The organism is Amycolatopsis sp. cmx-11-32 (assembly GCF_047608695.1).
Classification (GTDB): Bacteria; Actinomycetota; Actinomycetes; order Mycobacteriales; family Pseudonocardiaceae; genus Amycolatopsis.
The window spans coordinates 257,929-276,609 of sequence record NZ_JADNQN010000012.1; the positions used below are offsets into that span (position 1 = coordinate 257,929).

Sequence of the window (18,681 nt, forward strand, 5' to 3'; positions counted from 1 at the left end):
TTACTTCCCCTCGAAGGCGGCCTTGCCAGGGCCGTTTTCGATGAACGACTTCATGCCGTTGCGCTGGTCTTCGGTCGCCCACAGCGCGGCGAAGAGGTGTGATTCGAGCTTGAGGCCGCTCGCGAGGTCGGTGTCGAGACCGCCGTCGATCGCGGCCTTCGCGGCGCGAAGCGCCACTGCCGGGCCGTTCGCGAACTGCGAGGCCCACTTGTGCGCGGCGGCGTAGACGTCGTCCGGCCCGACGACCTCGTCGAGGATGCCCAGCGCCAGCGCCTCTTCGGCCTTCACGAAGCGGCCGGTGAACACGAGGTCTTTGGTTTTGCTCGGGCCGATGAGCCGCGCGAGGCGCTGCGTGCCACCGGCGCCGGGGATGACGCCGAGCTGGATCTCCGGCTGGCCGACCTTGACGTTGTCGCCGGCGATCCGGCGGTCTGCGGTCAGCGCGAGTTCGAGGCCGCCACCCAGCGCGTAGCCGGTGATGGCCGCGACGACCGGCTTCGGGATGTTCGCGATGGTGGCCAGCGACGCCGTCAGCGCCGCGCCGAACTTCGCGATCTCGGGGTAGGTGCGCTCGGCCATCTCCTTGATGTCCGCGCCGCCCGCGAAGGTTTTCTCGCCGCCGTAGAGGATCACGGCGCGTACGTCGTCGCGCTCGGAGGCCTCACGCGCCGCCTCGGCGAGCTCGGCCTGCACCTGGTTGTTCAGTGCGTTGACCGGCGGGCGGTCCAGCCGGATCGTGCCGACTCCACCTTCGACCTCCAGGCTTACGAACTCTCCCACGCCGTCCTCCTTAACCGTCCAAGACAGATTGCAGGCTACCGGTCAGTACGACCTGTCAACGCCGTCGGGCGAAGTAGCGATCACCGGACCGTTCGAGCAGGAGGTCCTGGTCGAACGTCTTGGACAGGTTGTCGCTGGTCACGACGTCGTCGACGAGTCCGGAAGCGACCGCGCGGCCGTCGCGCAGCAGCAGCGCGTGGGTGAATCCCGGCGGGATTTCTTCCACGTGATGGGTGACGAGCACCATGGCCGGGGCCTCCGGGTCGAGGGCCAGCTCGGACAGGCGCGCGACCAGGTCCTCACGGCCGCCGAGGTCGAGTCCGGCGGCGGGCTCGTCGAGCAGCAGCATCTCAGGGTCGGTCATCAGCGAACGCGCGATCAGCGTCCGCTTGCGCTCGCCCTCCGACAGCGTGCCGAAAGTGCGCTCGGCCAGATGCGGGATGCCCAGCGCGGTCAGCAGTTCGCGGGCGCGGTCGGTGTCGAGACTGTCGTATTCCTCACGCCAGCGGCCGACGACGGCGTACCCGGCGCTCACCACGACGTCGACGACGCGCTCCTCGCCCGGCACCCGCTGGGCGATCGCGGCCGAGGTGAACCCGATCCGCGGGCGCAGCTCGAAGATGTTGACCTTGCCGATCCGGTCGCCGAGCAGGTCGACCGTTCCCGAGGTCGGGTGAAGTTCGGCCGCGGCCAGCCGGAGCAGGGTGGTCTTGCCCGCGCCGTTCGGGCCGAGCACCACCCAGCGCTCGTCCAGTTCCACGGTCCAGTCGAGGTCGGCGAGGAGGTCGTTGCCTGTTCGGCGGACCCCGACACCGGTCATCCTCACCACGAGGTCGTCAAGTTCGCTGGGCTGGATCGGCTCGCTCACGCGCCCATTGTGTCCGCACAGGCGCGCGCGTGTGCACCGGGCCGCCGGTCAGGGGAAAGCGGCTGGTCCAGGGAATGGGACGGAGCTGTCCGGAACAACCACGGCCGCCGGACCTGTGGCACGATCGAAGGCGTGATCAGGTCCGTGCCCGCCGCCTTCCCCGTCATCGGGGGCTCTTTCTGGCGCCGCCGGACCATCGACCTGCTCCTCGTCGCCTCGTGCGGGTGTACCACCGCGCGACACGGCTGAGTCCCACTCTTCCGACGGCACACGAGTCCCGTGTGCCGTGGCACCCGTGTCGCGCCGCGTTCGGCCCCGCTTCCGAGCCCGCGAAACCACGAGGAGCCTCACGGTGACCACCTCCATCTCCCCCCGCCAAGACTTCGAGATCCACCCTCAGCTGATCGACCCGCTGCTCCCGGAACTGCTGCGCCCCGAGCGCCTGCTCTGGACGCCAAGGGAACTGGCCGAGCTGACCTCCACCGTCACCACGGAACTCACCACGGGCCTGCGCGGCCTGCTGCGCTTCGACGAGGACCACCGCTGGTGGGCGCGGCTCGCGCTGACCGACGGCGTCGAACTGTGGCTGCTGTCCTGGCTGCCCGGCCAGCAGACCAAACCGCACGACCACGGCGGCGCGTCCGGCTCGTTCACCGTGCTGCAGGGCGAACTCGGTGAGGAGTACCGCTACCCCGGCGGCCCGATCCGGCGCCGCACGCACGTCGCGGGTGAGGGCATCGGCTTCGGAGCGGGGCGCGCGCACCAGATGACCGGAATCGGCACCGAGCCCGCGGCCAGCGTCCACGCCTACTCGCCGCCGCTGGTCGCGACCCGTGAATACGTCACGCTCGCCGACGTTCCCGCCGAGATCCCCTCGCTGGCCCCGATACTGGGCCGATGAGCGAGCGTGCGAGCGAGTCAAACAACACAGTGTGCCCGCTCATGCTACGCAAAGTGACCCGTTACGAGGAGCAGGCATGAGCGCGATCGACGACCTGCTGGCCGCCGCCCGGTCCGGACTGGACCGGGCGGAACCAGGGCAGGCACAACGGCTGCACCGCGACGGCGCCCTGATCGTGGACATCCGCCCGCACGTCAACCGGCTCGAAGAGGGCGAGATCCCCGGCTCGGTGGTCGTCGAGCGGATCCACCTCGAATGGCGGCTGGCGCCGGACAGCGAATGGCGGCTGCCGGAGGTGAAACCGGACTCGACGGTGATCGTGGTGTGCAACGAGGGGTACTCGTCGAGCCTGGCGGCCGCCGACCTGCAGCGGCTCGGGCTGCCGGGTGCGACCGACCTCGAAGGCGGGTTCCGCGCGTGGCGCTCGGCCGGCCTCCCGATCCGGGAGGGCGGCACCCCCGCCGTTCCTTGACGCCCTACCGGCGGACCGTCAACCGGGCGATCGAGTCCGGCGTGAGCGGAAGCGCCGCGTGGATCCCGGCGCCTGGCACCGGACTGGGGTTGACGAGGACGCCGGTCGCCACGCCACGCCTGGCGGCCGCGAGTACGACCTCGCGGCCGGTCCGGTGACGGACCCGGATCCAGCGGGCGCCGGTGGCCGCGCGGTACTCGGCGAGCAGGCGCTCGTCGGTGAAGACGCAGAACCAGTCGCCCCGCCCGCCGACGCGGGCCGGGAGCGGCGCCCCCGCTTCGTCCGCCGGACCCCACACCGTGCCGTCGAGGAACATCCGCATCACCGTCGGCTCGGGGCCGCGGGCGGGCTCGTCCCGTTCCGGCCGGACGTTCCCGGCGATCCACCCCGAAGCGAGCCTGAAGTCTTCACCGGTCAGGTCCTCCTGGAAACCGTCCAGGCTGTTCTTGACGCTCCCCAGGAAGTCGTAGAACCGCCGGGTGCAGGTGCGCTCGGAAACCGCCACCCGGCCGCGGCCGACCATGGTCCTGATCCGGCCGACCATGCCCGCCCCGCCGTCGACCGGATCCACGCCGAGGTTGTAGGCGGTCCAGACGATTTCGGGTACGAGAGGATCGGCGAAGCGTTCGAGGACGCGGTTCAGCCGCAAAAGGACGATCTCCCGCACCCTGCCGGGCTCGGCGTCGTCGGCGACTCCCCAGATGGCCCGCAGCTCCGGACCCAGCGCCTGGCCGAGGCCGGTCTGCCGGATCCCGGCGCGGGCATGGACGTGGTGCAGCCGATCCTTGGCCCTGCGCGACATTCTCGTTTCCTTCGCCGAGGCCACCATTCCTCCGTCATTCGGGATCGGCCCGGCAAAGTCTATTTCACCTGCGTGTTCATCATTGTTCGGCAGAAATCGAAGATCGAGGATTTCCTTTGTTCACTACCGGCTTGACAAGCAAATAAGCAGGCGCGCGGAGCTGAAGGGGACTTTCCCCGCGTCCCACGCGGCGAAGGGCGCTTTCACCGCGTCGCATGCGGGGAAAGTCCCCTTCAGCTCAGGCCAGGACCACTCGCGCGAGTTCCGCCGGAGTGGCGAGCAGACGGTGTTTCGGCAGTACGCGGACGGTGTAACCGATCGAACCCGGATGCGGCAGCTTCAGCCGCGCGGCGAACGCGCCGATCCCGTCGCCGGACATCGGTACGGTGACGGGCTCGCTCAACTCGTCCCCGTCGCCGACCTTCCCGACGACGGCCTGAACGTCCACTTCGGACGGTTCGAGGCCGGCGAGGTCGATCCGCGCCCGGATGGTCACCTCGGTACCGGTGACCATCGGCGCGGCGTCCTCGACGAGCAGTTCGGTGTCGAAGATCCGCACCCGCGGCCAGGAAACGTCCAGTTTGGTCCGGTAGTCGGCCAGCGAAAGCGCGCCGCGGTACCCGTCGCCCGTCGCCTCCGCGACCATCCGCGAGGCGGGCAGATAGCCGGACTCGACGTACTCCCGCACCATGCGCGAAGCCTGCACGCGCGGCCCGAGGGTCTCCAGCGTGTGCCACACCATCGACAGCCAGCCACCGGGTACACCGCCGGCGTCGCGGTCGTAGAACAGTGGCGCGATCTGGTGGCCCAGCAGGTCGTAGAGCGCCGCGGCCTCCAGTTCGTCACGGCGCAGCGGGTCGGTGACGCCGTCCGCGGTCGGGATCGCCCAGCCGTTGCTCCCGTCGTAGCACTCGTCCCACCAGCCGTCGCGGATGGACAGGTTGAGGCCGCCGTTGAGCGCGGACTTCATCCCCGACGTCCCGCAGGCCTCCAGCTGCCGCACCGGCGTGTTCAGCCACACGTCGCAACCGCGGTAGAGGTAGCGCGCCATGGACATGTCGTAGTCCGGCAGGAAGACGATCCGGCGCCGGACCTCGGGATCGTCGACGAACCGGACGATCTGCTGGATCAGCTGTTTGCCGCCGTCGTCGGCCGGATGCGACTTGCCCGCGACGACGAGCTGGATCGGGCGCCGCTCGTCCAGCAGCAGCGCGCGCAGACGCTCCGGGTCGCGCAGCATCAGCGTCAGCCGTTTGTACGTCGGCACGCGGCGCGCGAAGCCGACGGTCAGCACGTCCGGGTCGAAGACCGTGTCGGTCCATCCGAGTTCGAGCGCGGACGCGCCACGCTGCATCCACGCGGCCCGCACCCGACGCCGCACCTCGGCGACCAGCTTCTCGCGCAGTTCCCGGCGCAGTGCCCACAGCTGCTCGTCGCTGACGCCGTCCCGCAACGGCTTGCCCTGGGCGCTGTCGAGGCCCAGTTCCTCGTGGTTGCGCCCGAGCAGGGCGCTCAGTTCGCGCGCCACCCAGGTCGGCCCGTGGACGCCGTTGGTGACCGACGAGACGGGCACTTCGTCGAAGTCGAACCCTGGCCACAGCCGGGAGAACATCCGCCGTGACACGCGGCCGTGCAACGCCGAGACGCCGTTCGCGCGCTGCGCGAGCCGCAGTCCCATATGCGCCATGTTGAACAGGCCCGGGTTGTCCTCGGCGCCGAGCGCGAGCACACGGCGCGGGTCGACGTCCGGGACCAGCCTGCCGTCGGTGAAGTACCGCTGAACGAGGTCGACGGGGAACCGGTCGATCCCGGCACTGACCGGCGTGTGCGTGGTGAACACGGTCCCGGCGCGGACGGCGGGCAGCGCCTCGTCGAAGGCCAGCCCGTCGGCCTGGATGATCTCGCGGGCGCGTTCCAGCCCGAGGAATCCGGCGTGGCCCTCGTTGGTGTGGAACACCTTCGGCTGCGGATGCCCGGTCAGCTCGCAGTAGCGCCGCACCGCGCGGAAGCCACCGATCCCGGACAGGATCTCCTGCCGGATGCGATGGTCGGCGTCACCGCCGTAGAGCCTGTCGGTGACGGCGCGCAGGTCCTCGTCGTTGACCTCGGTATCGGTGTCCAGCAGCAACAACGGGATCCGGCCGACGCGGGCCTTCCAGATCTGCGCGTGCAGCGTGCGCCCCGCGGGCATCGCGACGTCGACCAGCACCGGCTCGCCGCCGTCGGTCAGCAGTTCCAGCGGGAAGGCGTTGGGGTCGATCACCGGGTAGTGCTCGACCTGCCAGCCGTCGAGCGAAAGCGCCTGCCGGAAGTACCCGGCGCGGTAGAGCAGCCCGACGCCGACCATCGGCACGCCGAGATCCGACGCCGCCTTGAGGTGGTCCCCGGCGAGCACCCCGAGACCGCCGGAGTAGTTCGGCAGCGCCTCGGTGACGCCGAACTCCATCGAGAAGTACGCGACGGCCGGCGGGAGGTCGGTGTCGTCTTGCTTCTGGTACCAGCGCGGCTCGGCGAGGTAGCGGTCCAGATCGGCGACCGCCTCGCGCGCGTGGGCGAGGAAGGCGTCGTCGACGGCCAGTTCGTCGAGCCGGGCCGGGGACAGGGCGGTGAGCATCCGCAGTGGGTCGCGGACGCGGTTGAAGAGCTCCGCGTCCATCGACGCGAACAGGTCGCGGGTGGGCGGATGCCAGGTCCAGCGCAGATTCGTGGCGAGGTCACCGAGGCCGGAGAGCGACTCCGGCAGGCTCGCGCGGACGGTGAACCGGCGGACAGCTCTCATGAAGAGCGACCATATCGCCCACGGTCCAGCCCCGCTCAAGACCCACTTCGGGGATTACCTGAACGCGGGCCATATGCGCTGGGTAGGGTCCCTGCTTGCCGGTGTACGCGGCCCGGTCGGGGCCCTGACGACAAGCGAGTGAACATGATCCAAGGGGGAGATCGGGGCCTGCGCCGCCCGGCTCTGATCGCGATCGTGGTGGCGCTGGCCCTCGGGCTCAGCGCTTGCGGCGACAAGGGAAGCTCGGGGACCGGCAAGGACGGCAGCCAGCCGGGCGCCGGTGACATCGCCGGCCTGCCGGTCACGCATTTCGAGAGCGGGCTGAAGCCGGACGCGCCCAAACCGGACCTGCAGGTCCGCAACGAGGACGGCTCCGAAGACGACCAGCTCGCCATCGCCGCGATCGCCGACGCGCAGGCCTACTGGACCGAGGTCATGCCGCGCGACTTCGGCCAGCCGTACGAGCCGCTGAAGGCGCTGCTGTCCTACAGCGCGAAGACCGACAACGAAGAGACCGAATGCGGGAGCGTCAAGAAGCTCGTCAACGCGTTCTACTGCCCGCCGGGTGACCTGGTGGCGTGGGACCGCGGCGTGCTGCTCCCGATGCTGCGCGAACGGTTCGGGAAGATGGCGGGCGCGGTCGTGCTCGCGCACGAACTCGGGCACGCCGTGCAGTACCGGCTCGGCGAGAAGGCCAGCATCAAGAAGAACACCCCGTCGATCGTCAAGGAGCAGCAGGCCGACTGCTTCGCGGGCGGCTACTTCCGCTGGGTCGCCGAGGACAAGAGCAAGTTCTACCGCGTCTCCACGTCCGAGGGCCTCAACCAGGTCATGGCTTCGCTGTTCCTGATCCGCGACCAGGCGGGCACCAGCGCGACCAAACAGGGCGCGCACGGCACGGCGTTCGACCGCACGTACGCGTTCCAGGTCGGGTTCGAGAAGGGCCCGAAGGAATGCGCGACGATGAACGAGGAGAACATCAAGGCACGCATCACCGAGCGCCCGTTCGACAAGGGTGACAAGGGCAAGGGCGACGAGAAGCTCGACGCCGAGATCATCGGGATCCTGAAGAAGAGCCTCGACGACGCCTTCAAGGGCGCCGGCGTCCCCGGCCCGGAGATCACTGAAGACGGCAACGGCAGCTGCTCCGGCGGCCCCAGCACCCCGCCCGCGTCGTACTGCCCGTCGAACAACACCGTCAGCATCGACATGGCGAAGCTGCGCGAACTCGCCCAGCCGGTCGACCAGGAAGCCGAATGGAAGAGCGGGCACAGCGAGGGCAAGGGCGACTTCGCCGCGTTCTCGGAAATCGCGTCCCGCTACGCGATGGGCATCCAGAAGGGTGTCGGCGCGTCGATCGACAACGCGAACGCGGGACTGCGCACCGCGTGCCTGGTCGGCGCGTGGGCGAAGGCCAGCTCGGTGCCCGGCGCGACGCTGCGGCTTTCCGCCGGTGACCTCGACGAGGCCATCTCGGATCTGCTGAGCCCGGAGAGCCTGGTGTCGGCCGACGTCAACGGCAAGCGGGTGGAAAACGGTTTCGAGCGGATCGAGGCGCTGCGGAAGGGCTACCTGGAGAGCTCCGCGGTGTGCTCGACGCAGTACGGCTGATCGGTCCGGTCACGCCTCCCTGAAGTGTGATGAACGGGACTTTCAGTGCGAAATTCGCACTGAAAGTCCCGTTCATCACGTCCGGGGGTTGCGAAGGTGCCCGAAGTCAGGGCAGAGCGCCCAACGCCGTGAAGGCCTCCTTCCCTACCTTCAAGAAGGTCAGGCCCCGGCAAAGTTGTAGAGCCGCTGGTCAGCGCTGTTGAGTGGGAAAGGCATGTCCCCGAACCTCTGTCGATCAAGCTCCGCAACCGGTATGACCCCGCGACGATGCAGGAATGGGGACACTCGACGTCCCCATTCCTTCATCGTCAAGGTAGGGCAAGAGGCCTTCACGGCGTTCTGGCTCAAGGTCGGACGAAACCTCAGTAAAGCGCGCTCGCCAGATCCCGTCGCGCCTTCATGACCCGCTCGTCCGCGGAATCGAACAGGTCGAACAGCGCCACCAGGTGCTCGCGCACCTTGTTGCGGTCGTCGCCCGCGGTACGCCGCACGGCCGCGATCAGCCGCGCGAAGCCCGCTTCGGGCTGCTGTCCGGCGACTTCGAGGTCGGCCGCGGCGAGCTGGGCGTCGAGGTCGGCCGGGTCGGCGTCGGCCTTCGTGATCGCGTCCGGGCCCGCGGCCTCGGCACGTGCGGTGAACTTGACCTGCGCGAGCGCGGTCTTGGCCTCCTCGTTCGACGGCTCGACGTCGAGGATCCGCTCGTAGGCCGCCTGCGCCTCGGCGAAGTCACCGCGTTCGAAGGCCTCCTCGGCCTCGGTGAACCGCGTGTCCTCCGGCACCTCGACGCCGCCGCCGTCCTCCTCGGCCGCCTTGATGCCGGGCAGCCGGTCACGCAGCGCGTCGAGCAGCGAACCGAGCCACTTGCGGATCTCGGGTTCGGGCAGCGCGCCCGAGAACGCGTCGACCGGCTGGCCGCCGCCGATGGCGATGACCGTCGGGATCGACTGCGCGCCGAAGAGCTGCGCGATACGCGGGTTGGCGTCGACGTCCACCTTCGCGAGCACCCAGGCACCGCCGGACTCGGCGGCGAGGCGTTCCAGTACCGGGCTGAGCTGCTTGCACGGCCCGCACCATTCGGCCCACAGGTCGACGACCACCAGCTGCTGCAGGGATCGCTCGACGACCTCGGCCTGGAAGGTCGCTTCGGTGACTTCGATCACGGCACCGCCCGCGGCCGGGGCGGGACCGGGCCCGGCTCCGTCCGCCGGGGGCCGCGGTGGCGCCGGGGGCTGTTTCTGGGGCGCTTCGGCACGCGCCTTGAGCGCGGAAAGGTCGACCGCGCCGGAAAGCGCGGCGGACATCGCCGCTGTCTTCGCTGCTGATCCGCGTGGGTGTGTCACGGTTCCATCCTGGCACGCATCCCTGAGCGTTTCACCGCATGCCCCCGCCTGCCGCTTGGCAGGACGGGTCCGTTCCGGCAGGCTCCTCCCCGAAGGGGGTGATCGACATTCCGACACGCAGGACGGCCACCGTGGCCGTCGCGATCGCCATGGCCGTCACCTGGGTGAGCGTCATCACCGTGCTGATCGGCCATCAGCCCGATCCCGGTGTCGGCACGCCGGGGCAGCTCAGGGAGGACCTCACCGTCGCGCTCAACCGGCACGACGCCGAGGCCCTCTCCGAGCTCATCGACTACCCGCCCGCGTCGGCGGACGACTTCGCGAAGTCCTACGTCGAAGCGCTGGCGGGCCGCGGCGCCCACGACGTCACGGTGCGATTCACGCCGGACGACCTGTCGCCGACTTCGGCGACCGTCAGCGGGAAACTGGCCGACGGCCGCGCGTTCGACTACGCGGTGGCCGTCGCGGTGAAGGACGAGCTGTGGATGGTCTCCTTGACCCCACCGCTCCCCTGAGCTAGCCGCCCAGGTGCTTCTCGACGCGCTCCACCTTCGCGGTCAGCTGGCCTTCGTAGCCCGGCCGGATGTCGGCCTTGAGCACCAGCCCGACCCGCGACGAACCCTCACCGGCGGCCTCGACGGCCCGCTTGACGACGTCCATGACCTGGTCCCAGCTCTCCCCTTCGATGTTGGTGAACATGGCGTTGGTCGAATTCGGCAGGCCGGACTCGCGCACCACTTTCACCGCGCGGGCGACCGCCTCACTGACACCGCCGTCTTCCTCGGCCGCGGACGGGCTGACACTGAAGGCCACGATCATCTTCTGCTCCTCGTTAGAGCCTGCTGGCGGAGCTAAGATGTACCTGAAAAGCGACCGCACGCGTGCACCCGCCCTGGCCGACGTCGATCGCGGGTTCGCCACAGAGACATTCAGACACTTTTCGCCCGCGTAACACCCGGTCGTGCGCGTGGCACGGGTACCCGCTGGTAACTTCGAGCGCCATGAGCCGTCCGTTGCCGTTCGACCCGATCGCCCGCGCGGCGCAGCTGTGGGAAGCCCGTATCGGGCCGTCCGAAACCATGGCCGCGGTGACCGGGATCATGCGCGTGCAACAGATCATCCAGTCCGCGGTGGACGGTGCGCTCAAACCGCACGGGCTGACCTTCGCCCGGTACGAAGCGCTGGTCCTGCTGACCTTCGCCCGCGCGTCCCACCTGCCGATGCGCGTGATGGGCGAACGGCTGCAGTTGCACCCCACGAGCGTCACCAACATCGTCGACAGGCTGGAAAAGGACGGGCTGGTGAAGCGCGTCCCGCATCCGACCGACCGCCGGACCACGCTGGTCGAGATCACCGATGAAGGCCGCGCACGCCGCGAAGAGGCCACGAAGGCGGTCACGGAGATCGACTTCGGGCTGACCGGGCTCACCGGGAAGCAGACCGAGCAGCTGACCGACCTGCTCACCAAGGTCCGCAAGGCCACCGGCGACTTCTCCGAATAGCCACCCAGTACGCGAAAGGCCCCCATCCACTGGACGGGGGCCTTTCGCGTGCTATCGGAAGATCAGACGGCGACGGGCTCCGGCGACTTGCCCGCGAACAGGCCGACACCGCCGTGCGACAGCCGCTGCGGGCCGTCGAGCTTGCCGCTGCGCAGCGCCCAGGACTCGAACAGCCAGGTGAACAGCGGCGGGAGGCTGGCGAGCAGCGCGAGGATCAGGGTCTTCGGGCGCCAGCCCAGAGACTTCGCCACGGAGAGGGAGACCAGCACGTAGAGGACGAACACGACACCGTGCACCATGCCGAGGACGGGAACTCCGCCATCGCCGGCGCCGACGACGCGCTTGAGGAACATCCCGACCAGCAGCCCGGCCCAGGAGAGGGCTTCGGCTACCGCGGCCACGCGGAATACTAGAGCGGCCTTGCTGGACACTTTCTCCTCCTCATGCGTCTCACCACTGCGTATGTCTACATGACTACGTCCGACGAGCACTGTCCAAGGCGAACTCGCCAGGGACGTCAACAGCGCTGTCGGACGTGGTAGGACCAGTGTGAGGCGTGACGGCCCTCACCGGAACACCGGGGGCCGTGATGCTCCTCACGACCCTGGTACGAACCGGTCCAAAGGCCCCGCGCACGGCGATTTCGGCGCCCCTTCCGGACCGGTCGCCCACGTCGCCTTGGCGGCGTCGTCCGTGAGCTTGAAGTCCACTGTGGTCCCTCGCGTCAACTGCTCCAGGCCGACGTAAGCCCGCTGCGAGCCGGCTCCCAGTCCTTGGACGTACTGGAGTTTCGACGGGTCGGCGCCGTCGGCCTTGATCGTGATGGTGCGGCCGTTCTCCAGCCGCACCACCGACTTCTCGAACCGCGGCGCGTTGAGCACGAACTGCCCGGTGCCCGGCACCGCCGGGTACAGGCCGAGCGCGCTGAAAACGTACCAGGCGGACATGGTCCCGAGATCGTCGTTGCCGGTGACGCCGTTGGGTGCGTTGGTGAACAACGTGTGCGCCGCGCGCACCACGGCCGAGGTCTTCCACGGCTGCCCGGTCAGCGTGTACATCCATGGCGAGTGCAGATCCGGCTCGTTGTTCGGGTTGTAGCGGAACTGGTTGTAGTAGTTGTACGGGCCGACGACCCATTCCTCGCGCACGGTCTTGGCCGGATCCTTCAGCAGATCCCCGTAGGCGAAGAAATCGTCGAGCCGCTTGCCGACGTTCTCCTTGCCACCCATACGGTCGACCAGACCGGGGATGTCCTGCTGGGTCAGCCACTGGTACTGCCACGACGTGCCTTCGTGGAACCCGTCCTGGCTCTGCGGGGTGTACGGTTTGCCCACCGGGCTGAACCACTCGCCCCCTTCGAGCTTGGGCCGGTAGAACCCGGTGAAGCCGCGGTCGGTCACCGACGGGTCCCATAGCGTTCGATAGCTGCGTCCCTTGTCCGCCAAGGCTTTCGCGTCCGCCTTCTTACCGAGCGCATCGGCCATGATGGACAGTGAGCAGTCCGCGAGCGCGTATTCCAAAGTGGCCGAAGCGCCGTGGTTCGGGTCGGTGTCCTGCCCCTTCTTCGGGAAGTCCCTGTCGTACTGGACGAACCCGTCCTTCTGATAGCTCGCGTTACCCGAACGGCCTTGGAACGGCGAAGACGCGGGCGGGATCTCCCGCGAATTCCGCAGAAGTGCCTGGTACGCCCGGAGTTCCTGGCCGGAAAGCGCACCGAAGCGCCACAGGTCGACCAGGAACGGGGTGACCGGGTCGCCGGTCATGGTGTTCGTTTCCTGGTTCGCGTACGCCCAGCGTGGCAGCCAGCCACCCTGGTCGTGGATGGCGAGCACGGACTTCGCGACATCTTTCGCCCGCGACGGGCGCAGCAGCGCCAGCAGCTGGTTCTGCGTGCGATAGGTGTCCCACAACGAGAAGAACTCGTAGTACGTCCAGCCCAGCGCGCGGTGTATTTTGTCGTCGAAGCCGCGGTAACGGCCGTCGGCGTCGTTGCCGGTCAGCGGCTGCAGCAGCGCGTGGTAGAGCGAGGTGTAGAACACCGTGCGGTCGTCCTTCGCCCCGCCCTTGATGTCCACTGAGGACAGTTCCTTGCGCCAGGCGCGCTGAGCGCTGCCGCGGACCGCGTCGAACGAACGCTTCTTTTCCGAGACCAGGTTGAGCTTGGCGCCGAGAGCGTCCACATGGGAGATCGCCGTCGTGGCGGTGACCCGCCCACCGCCGAAGGTCAGCCAGGCACCGCGCAGGCCCTCGCCACCGGCGGATTCCTTCGAGCCTGGGGTACCACCGGTGGGCGACCAGGTGCCGAAAGACTTGAAGGGTTTGTCGAACGTCGTGGTGAACCAGGTCCTGTACGGCTGCCCGCCGCAGAACGCCTGCGACTCCACCATTCCTTCGATCGTCCGGTCGCCGACGACGCGGATCTGGCTCGCCGTCACGGGCTCCTTGTCGTTGGCCTGACCGACGTTGACGAAAACGTTGGCGTCACCGGACTTCGCGAAGGTGTACCGCTCGACACCGGTCCGCGTGGTCGCGGTGGTCTCCGCGTCGACGCCGCCGTAGCCGGTGAGCCGCACCTTGTAGTAGCCGGGTTTCCCGACCTCGCCATCGTGCGTGTACGGCGAGGCGTACTTCTTGTGGTCGAAGGTGTCGGGTCTGGTCGTGTCGAACGCCGCGCCGGGCCCGACCGAACCGGTCGTGGGCAGGGACGACACGAGACCGCCCTGCTCCCAGCAGCCCGCGCCGGACAGGAAGAAATGCCCGAAGCCGCGGATCGCGGTGTCGTCGTAGCGGTAGCCGGCGTAGTGCGAGGAGATCGGGCTGACCTGCGTCATCCCGAACGGCGCCGAGGCACCGGGAAAGGTGTTTCCGTCGTCCTTGGTGCCGATCAAGGTGTTGACCGCGTCCACGGGGTCGCCACCGGGCGTCGCCGCCGCGACGGGCGTGAGCAACCCTGCGGGGACGACGAGCGCGGTGAGCAACCCGGCGACGCGGGTCGAAGTGCGTGCAGGCATGGGAAAGGCCGCCTCCTGACAACGTTGTCGCTTCCTGCTCACCTTCGACAAGAACAGACCATCCGGTCAAGAGGTCCGCCAAACCCTGTCCGATTCAGGACAGCGGCAGCACGAAGGCGGCCACGCGGACCGCGCCGGTCCCCGACTGCCTCAGCCCCTCCAGGACGATCTCGGTCGGCTCCTCCTCGGCGTCCAGCTCGACGACCTCGCGCGAGAGGTCCTCGGTCGCGCCCAGTTCGATCGCCAGCGAATCGCCGTCGATCAGCAACCGGACCCGGCCGACGGTCCCCGCGCCCGCGACGGTCTCGATGACCAGCCGCACACGCCCAGCCGTGACGAAGGTCCGCAGCAGGCGCTCCCACCTCCGCGATTCGGTACCGGGCCAGTCCTCCGGCCGGGCAGGCGCCAACGGCTCGCCGAGTGACGGCCCCGCGGGCACCGGCCGGTAGAACTCGCTCATACCCCCAGTATCGCGGCCGCCCGGCCGTAACGGTTCGAACTCGGAAAGCGTCTTCGTGAAGAACCCGGCATTGACATCATCGCGTCGCTCGCGTTCAATTCCCGCCACTATGACAACGTTGTCTCCCAGCGGACCGGACAACGGCCACCGCACCACCGGCCGACGGGCCACGATGAGCGACGTGGCCCGGCTCGCGGGCGTGAGCATCAAGACCGTCTCACGGGTAGTGAACGACGAGCCCGCCGTCCATCCGGATACGGCCGAGCGCGTCATGGCGGCGATCGAGCAGCTCGGGTTCCGGCGCAACCTCGGCGCACGGAACCTGCGGCGCGGCTCGACGACCGGGACGATCGGCCTGATCGTCGAAGACGTCGGGAACCCCTTCTACTCGGAGCTCAACCGGGCGGTCGAACGCATCGCGACCTCGTTCGGGCGCCAGGTGCTGACCGGTTCGTCGGAGGAGAACTCCGACCGCGAACGCGAACTGGTCCTCGAGTTCTGTTCCCGCCGCGTCGACGGGATCCTCGTCGTCCCGGCCGGGATGCAACACGGCTACCTGGTACCCGAGATGCGCGCGGGCACACCCGTGGTGTTCCTCGACCGGCCCGCCGGCGACATCGTGGCCGACACGGTGCTGGTCGACAACATCGGCGGCACCATCGAAGCGGTCACCCACCTCGCCAAACACGGGCACCGCCGGATCGCGTTCCTCGCCGACAGCCCGGACATCTTCACCGCGGGCGAACGCCTGCGCGGGTTCCGGGAAGGCTGTGTCCGCAACGGGATCCCCTACAACGAGAGCCTCGTCGTGCTGCGGACGCCGACGGCCGAGAGCGTCGGTGACGCCGTGCGGCGGCTGCTCACCGGGCCGACCCCGGCCACCGCCGTGATCGCGGGCAACAACCGCGTCGCCGTGCACCTGCTGCGCGCGCTGGCGCACGCCGAACGGCGGCCCGCGATGATCAGCTTCGACGACTTCGAACTGGCGGATCTGCTGGATCCGCCGGTCTCCGTGATCGCGCACGACGTGAGCGCATTGGGCAGGGCGGCGGCGGAACTGCTGTTCGCCAGGGTCCAGGGAGATCAATCCGCACCAAGAAAGGTAGTTCTGCCCGTGCATCTCGTAGCCCGTGGTTCCGGGGAGGTCGCGCCTTCATGAGCGGTCACCTCGAACCGATCCGCCTGCCGGCGAACCAGCCGCCGCAGTTCTACCGCGGCGGCGACGCCATCGCCGCGCTGCGGGGCGCCACCTCCGAGTCCAAATTCGGACCCGAGGACTGGGTCGGCTCGGCCACCACGATGTTCGGCCAGGAGACCAACGGCCTGACCAAGCTGCCTAACGGAGCCTGGCTGCGTGACGCCGTCCGCGAGAACCCTTCCGCCTGGCTCGGCGCCAAGCACGTCGAAGCGCTCGGCGATTCGACCGGCCTGCTGGTGAAGCTGCTCGACGCGGGCCAGCGCCTGCCGGTGCACTTCCACCCGTCGGATTCATTCGCGAAGCGGCATTTCGACTCGCACTTCGGCAAGACGGAGGCGTGGATCGTGGTCGGCACCTACGGCGACGACCCGCGTGTCTACCCGGGATTCCAGGAGACCGTCGACAAAGCGACGGTCAACGAATGGGCCCGTTCCCAGGACGCGCCCGCCATGCTCGAAGCGCTGAACAGCGTCGCCGTCACCCCCGGCGACACGGTCTACATCCCGGCCGGACTGCCGCACGCGATCGGCGAGGGCGTGTTCGTCGTCGAACTCCAGCAGCCGACCGACTTCTCGCTGACCTTGGAATGGCGCGACTTCCTGGCGGATCCGGAGAAGGCGCACCTCGGGATCGGGTTCGAAACGGCCATCGAAACGCTAGACACCTCCGGCTGGGACGAAGACCGGCTCGGCTCGATCATCAAGCGCACCGCGGGCGACCAAGCGTCCATTGTGGATCTTCTCGCCGACGGCAGTGACGCGTTCTTCCGTGCCGATCAACTCCGTCCCGCTGTTTCGAATGACGCGACAACGTTGTCACTCGACCCGTCGTTCGCGGTGCTGGTCGTCATGGACGGTTCGGGCACGCTCCGCACCGAACACGGCGGCGAGTACGCACTGCGCAAGGGCGAGACCTACGTGATCCCGCACGACGCCGGTCAGTCCACTGTGGAGGGTGACGTCACGGTCATCCGCTGCAGGCCACCGGCACCGGAGAAGAGGGAGCGGCCGTGAGCGAACTCCTGCGCGACGCACAGGACCTGGCCAAACGCTACTATTCGGTGGAAGCACCGCGCGGCGCGTCATTCCAGGGGCGGGCAGCGTTGTCACCGCGCTGATCGGTGACAACGGCGCCGGTGCCGCGACCGGCCCGCGGTACGCGGGCAAGATCGGCGCGGGCAACCTGATCGGCTTCGACGCGTCGCCGTCGGGGATCGAGGGCCTGAAGAAGAGCGAGTACCAGGGCCTCTTCGCGCAGGACCCGGCCGCCATCGGTCAGCAGGCCCTCGCGACGCCGGAGGGGAAGCCGCTCACGCGCGACCTGACCGCTTCGCCGCACTCCATCACGAAGGCGAACATGGACGCGAACACGTAGTACTTCCAAGAGCAGAGGTGCTGACGCAAGCCCTGACGTTGCGGTCTCCTTCCCTACTTTGAGGGTCAGGGTCCCGGGGCATAGTCGCAGGGCTGCCGGCGGGACGGTGAGCGTCCGAAATGCTCCTCGCTCGGGCGTGCGCCGGGGGCATGGCCCTGAACCTCTGTCGATCAAGTTTCGCAAACGGTGTGATCCCGCGACGAATAACGTTCTGACCTACAAGACCTCCACCGCCCTGGGCCTTGACCGGGTGGATTCGGGGCATCTGACGTCCCAAATCCACCCGGTCCTTCATCTGACCCGGCTGTACCCACTCCGTCCACACGGAACGACAGGCTCACTCCCGCGGCTCGACCACCCCAGCAGGCGCAAACCTCTTCAGCGCCCCGTACAGCGCAGCGCCCCCACCCAGGTGTCCCAGCGCGTACACGTACCCGTCACCCTCCCGCAGCAAGTCCGGCCCGGCACCGGACCACGACAGCCGGTAGTGCCACCAATGCATCCACCGCCCCACGCGCCGCTTCTCCCGCCACACCCGCACCCGCGTGACCTCGGTCCACCGGATCTCGAAAACGCCCGGTACCGAGAACCCCGCGGCCGAAACCACCAGAGAAGCGGCCGACCGACGCAGTCCGAGCAGGATCAGCCCCGCGAAAGCCACGCTGAGTAGTCCGAACACCACCTGCGAGAACAGCCACACGACGCCGCCCACGCCGAAGACCACGAAACCCGCCAACGCGAGCCGTCGCATCACGACGTCCAGCCGGAGCACCACGGCATCCCCACTGACCATCCCCGCAGCGTAACCGCCGAAATTCCGTACCGACGTTAGGATCTAGCCCTCAACGTCGCGGAGGAGGCCGGGTGACCACCCGCCTGCCCTGGCGTCCCGCCGCGAGCGCGGATCCGGTGCCGGTACTCGCCGCCGCCCAGCGCGTTTCCGAAGATCTCATGGACGGCCCCGCCGGGCCTCGCGCCCGTCACGCGACACACGGTCTCCGCCGGCTGTTCGGCGTTCCCGGTCTCGGGCTGACCGACCTCTCCGGTTCGCTCATCTGGTCCGGCCGCCCGGCGGCCGACGACGTCGTGGTCTCGGCGCTCGATGAGGTCCTCCACTCCGAGAGACCGGTGTCCGAACCCGGGTTGCTGGCGTTGCCGCTGCACGTCCACGGCGAACTGGCCGGGGTTCTCCCGGTCACCGAAGGAAAAACGTCCTCGCCCGCCAGGCCGCCGAACTCGTCGTCCACGCGCTCGAACGAGGGCGCCTGGAGGCGTCCGCCGAGCAAGCCGCGGAGGCGGACCGCGCGCGCTACGGGCCGAGATCTCGGCGGCGCCGCTGCTGGCGCTGGAACTCGGCGGCCCGATCCTGCTCGGCCTGATCGCGGCGATCGCCTTCGCGACGATCCTCGCGGTGGTCGTGGGCCTGACGATCACGGCGTCGGCGTCGTTCGCCCATGACGTCTACGCCAACGTGATCAAGCGGGGCAAGACCGACGCCGACAGCGAAGTCCGCGTCGCGCGGATCACCGCGCTGGTGATCGGGGCGGTCGCGATCGTCGGCGGGATCCTCGCGAAGAACCAGA

General features: G+C 68.9%; 17 protein-coding genes and 2 pseudogenes. 9 read left to right on the forward strand and 10 right to left on the reverse strand.

Annotation, left to right across the window (positions count from 1 at the left end; translation table 11 throughout):
- Together ACM6LR_RS30815 and ACM6LR_RS30820 are read right to left on the reverse strand one after the other, a co-directional pair.
- The gene (locus ACM6LR_RS30815) at positions 1-780 is read right to left on the reverse strand and encodes an enoyl-CoA hydratase/isomerase family protein (RefSeq protein ID WP_414945056.1); all 780 of its coding nucleotides are present in this window, start codon (positions 778-780) and stop codon (positions 1-3) included.
- Between the two features lie 55 nt (positions 781-835).
- On the reverse strand, positions 836-1,648 hold the full coding sequence (locus tag ACM6LR_RS30820) for an ABC transporter ATP-binding protein (protein ID WP_414941471.1): 813 nt from the start codon (positions 1,646-1,648) through the stop codon (positions 836-838).
- A gap of 352 nt (positions 1,649-2,000) precedes the next feature.
- Here ACM6LR_RS30820 and ACM6LR_RS30825 point away from each other — a divergent pair, with 352 nt between their 5' ends.
- Both ACM6LR_RS30825 and ACM6LR_RS30830 read left to right on the forward strand, forming a co-directional pair.
- On the forward strand, positions 2,001-2,549 hold the full coding sequence (locus tag ACM6LR_RS30825; protein ID WP_414941472.1) for a cysteine dioxygenase: 549 nt from the start codon (positions 2,001-2,003) through the stop codon (positions 2,547-2,549).
- 76 nt (positions 2,550-2,625) lie between these two features.
- Positions 2,626-3,021 (forward strand): rhodanese-like domain-containing protein, encoded by a 396-nt coding sequence (locus ACM6LR_RS30830; protein WP_414941473.1) that lies wholly within the window; start codon positions 2,626-2,628, stop codon positions 3,019-3,021.
- A gap of 4 nt (positions 3,022-3,025) precedes the next feature.
- Here the strand turns inward: ACM6LR_RS30830 and ACM6LR_RS30835 are convergent, their stop codons facing one another.
- Together ACM6LR_RS30835 and glgP are read right to left on the reverse strand one after the other, a co-directional pair.
- Positions 3,026-3,850, reverse strand: a complete 825-nt coding sequence (locus ACM6LR_RS30835) for a hypothetical protein (RefSeq protein ID WP_414941474.1) — start codon at positions 3,848-3,850, stop codon at positions 3,026-3,028.
- 211 nt (positions 3,851-4,061) lie between these two features.
- Positions 4,062-6,602 carry an alpha-glucan family phosphorylase gene (gene glgP / locus ACM6LR_RS30840; protein WP_414941475.1) on the reverse strand — a complete coding sequence of 847 codons (2,541 nt, stop codon included), beginning with the start codon at positions 6,600-6,602 and terminating at the stop codon, positions 4,062-4,064.
- A 138-nt stretch (positions 6,603-6,740) separates the two neighbouring features.
- Between glgP and ACM6LR_RS30845 the strand changes: the two genes are divergently transcribed.
- On the forward strand, positions 6,741-8,213 hold the full coding sequence (locus tag ACM6LR_RS30845) for a neutral zinc metallopeptidase (RefSeq protein ID WP_414945057.1): 1,473 nt from the start codon (positions 6,741-6,743) through the stop codon (positions 8,211-8,213).
- 362 nt (positions 8,214-8,575) lie between these two features.
- On the opposite strand, the gene ACM6LR_RS30850 is transcribed toward ACM6LR_RS30845, so the two are convergent.
- Positions 8,576-9,553, reverse strand: a complete 978-nt coding sequence (locus ACM6LR_RS30850; protein WP_414941477.1) for a tetratricopeptide repeat protein — start codon at positions 9,551-9,553, stop codon at positions 8,576-8,578.
- 131 nt (positions 9,554-9,684) lie between these two features.
- Here ACM6LR_RS30850 and ACM6LR_RS30855 point away from each other — a divergent pair, with 131 nt between their 5' ends.
- Entirely contained in the window at positions 9,685-10,068 is a 384-nt protein-coding gene (locus tag ACM6LR_RS30855) for a hypothetical protein (RefSeq protein WP_414941478.1), read from the forward strand.
- Between the two features lies 1 nt (position 10,069).
- Here the strand turns inward: ACM6LR_RS30855 and ACM6LR_RS30860 are convergent, their stop codons facing one another.
- On the reverse strand, positions 10,070-10,372 hold the full coding sequence (locus tag ACM6LR_RS30860; protein ID WP_093935487.1) for an MTH1187 family thiamine-binding protein: 303 nt from the start codon (positions 10,370-10,372) through the stop codon (positions 10,070-10,072).
- Between the two features lie 182 nt (positions 10,373-10,554).
- On the opposite strand from ACM6LR_RS30860, the gene ACM6LR_RS30865 reads away from it, so the two are divergent.
- Positions 10,555-11,055 (forward strand): MarR family winged helix-turn-helix transcriptional regulator, encoded by a 501-nt coding sequence (locus ACM6LR_RS30865; protein WP_414941479.1) that lies wholly within the window; start codon positions 10,555-10,557, stop codon positions 11,053-11,055.
- Between the two features lie 62 nt (positions 11,056-11,117).
- Here the strand turns inward: ACM6LR_RS30865 and ACM6LR_RS30870 are convergent, their stop codons facing one another.
- The 3 genes from ACM6LR_RS30870 to ACM6LR_RS30880 form a co-directional block, all read right to left on the reverse strand.
- A complete protein-coding gene (locus tag ACM6LR_RS30870; protein ID WP_414945058.1) occupies positions 11,118-11,486 on the reverse strand; it encodes a DUF3817 domain-containing protein in 369 nt (122 codons plus the stop codon).
- A gap of 165 nt (positions 11,487-11,651) precedes the next feature.
- On the reverse strand, positions 11,652-14,066 hold the full coding sequence (locus tag ACM6LR_RS30875; RefSeq protein ID WP_414945059.1) for a GH92 family glycosyl hydrolase: 2,415 nt from the start codon (positions 14,064-14,066) through the stop codon (positions 11,652-11,654).
- A 94-nt stretch (positions 14,067-14,160) separates the two neighbouring features.
- Positions 14,161-14,526 (reverse strand): hypothetical protein, encoded by a 366-nt coding sequence (locus ACM6LR_RS30880; protein ID WP_414945060.1) that lies wholly within the window; start codon positions 14,524-14,526, stop codon positions 14,161-14,163.
- Between the two features lie 172 nt (positions 14,527-14,698).
- On the opposite strand from ACM6LR_RS30880, the gene ACM6LR_RS30885 reads away from it, so the two are divergent.
- From ACM6LR_RS30885 to ACM6LR_RS30895, 3 genes and pseudogenes are all read left to right on the forward strand, one after another.
- The gene (locus tag ACM6LR_RS30885) at positions 14,699-15,685 is read left to right on the forward strand and encodes a LacI family DNA-binding transcriptional regulator (protein WP_414945064.1); all 987 of its coding nucleotides are present in this window, start codon (positions 14,699-14,701) and stop codon (positions 15,683-15,685) included.
- Complete coding sequence (locus tag ACM6LR_RS30890) at positions 15,682-16,737, forward strand: class I mannose-6-phosphate isomerase (protein ID WP_414941483.1); 1,056 nt, start codon at positions 15,682-15,684, stop codon at positions 16,735-16,737. Before ACM6LR_RS30885 ends, ACM6LR_RS30890 begins: the two co-directional genes overlap by 4 nt.
- Positions 16,738-16,846: 109 nt before the next feature.
- Positions 16,847-17,098 (forward strand): annotated as a pseudogene (locus ACM6LR_RS30895) (sugar ABC transporter substrate-binding protein); the annotation flags it as partial.
- A 337-nt stretch (positions 17,099-17,435) separates the two neighbouring features.
- Here ACM6LR_RS30895 and ACM6LR_RS30900 read toward each other — a convergent pair.
- Entirely contained in the window at positions 17,436-17,891 is a 456-nt protein-coding gene (locus ACM6LR_RS30900; RefSeq protein ID WP_414941484.1) for a hypothetical protein, read from the reverse strand.
- Positions 17,892-18,341: 450 nt separating this feature from the next.
- On the opposite strand from ACM6LR_RS30900, the pseudogene ACM6LR_RS30905 reads away from it, so the two are divergent.
- Positions 18,342-18,681, forward strand: a pseudogene (locus ACM6LR_RS30905) (sodium:solute symporter family transporter); the annotation flags it as partial.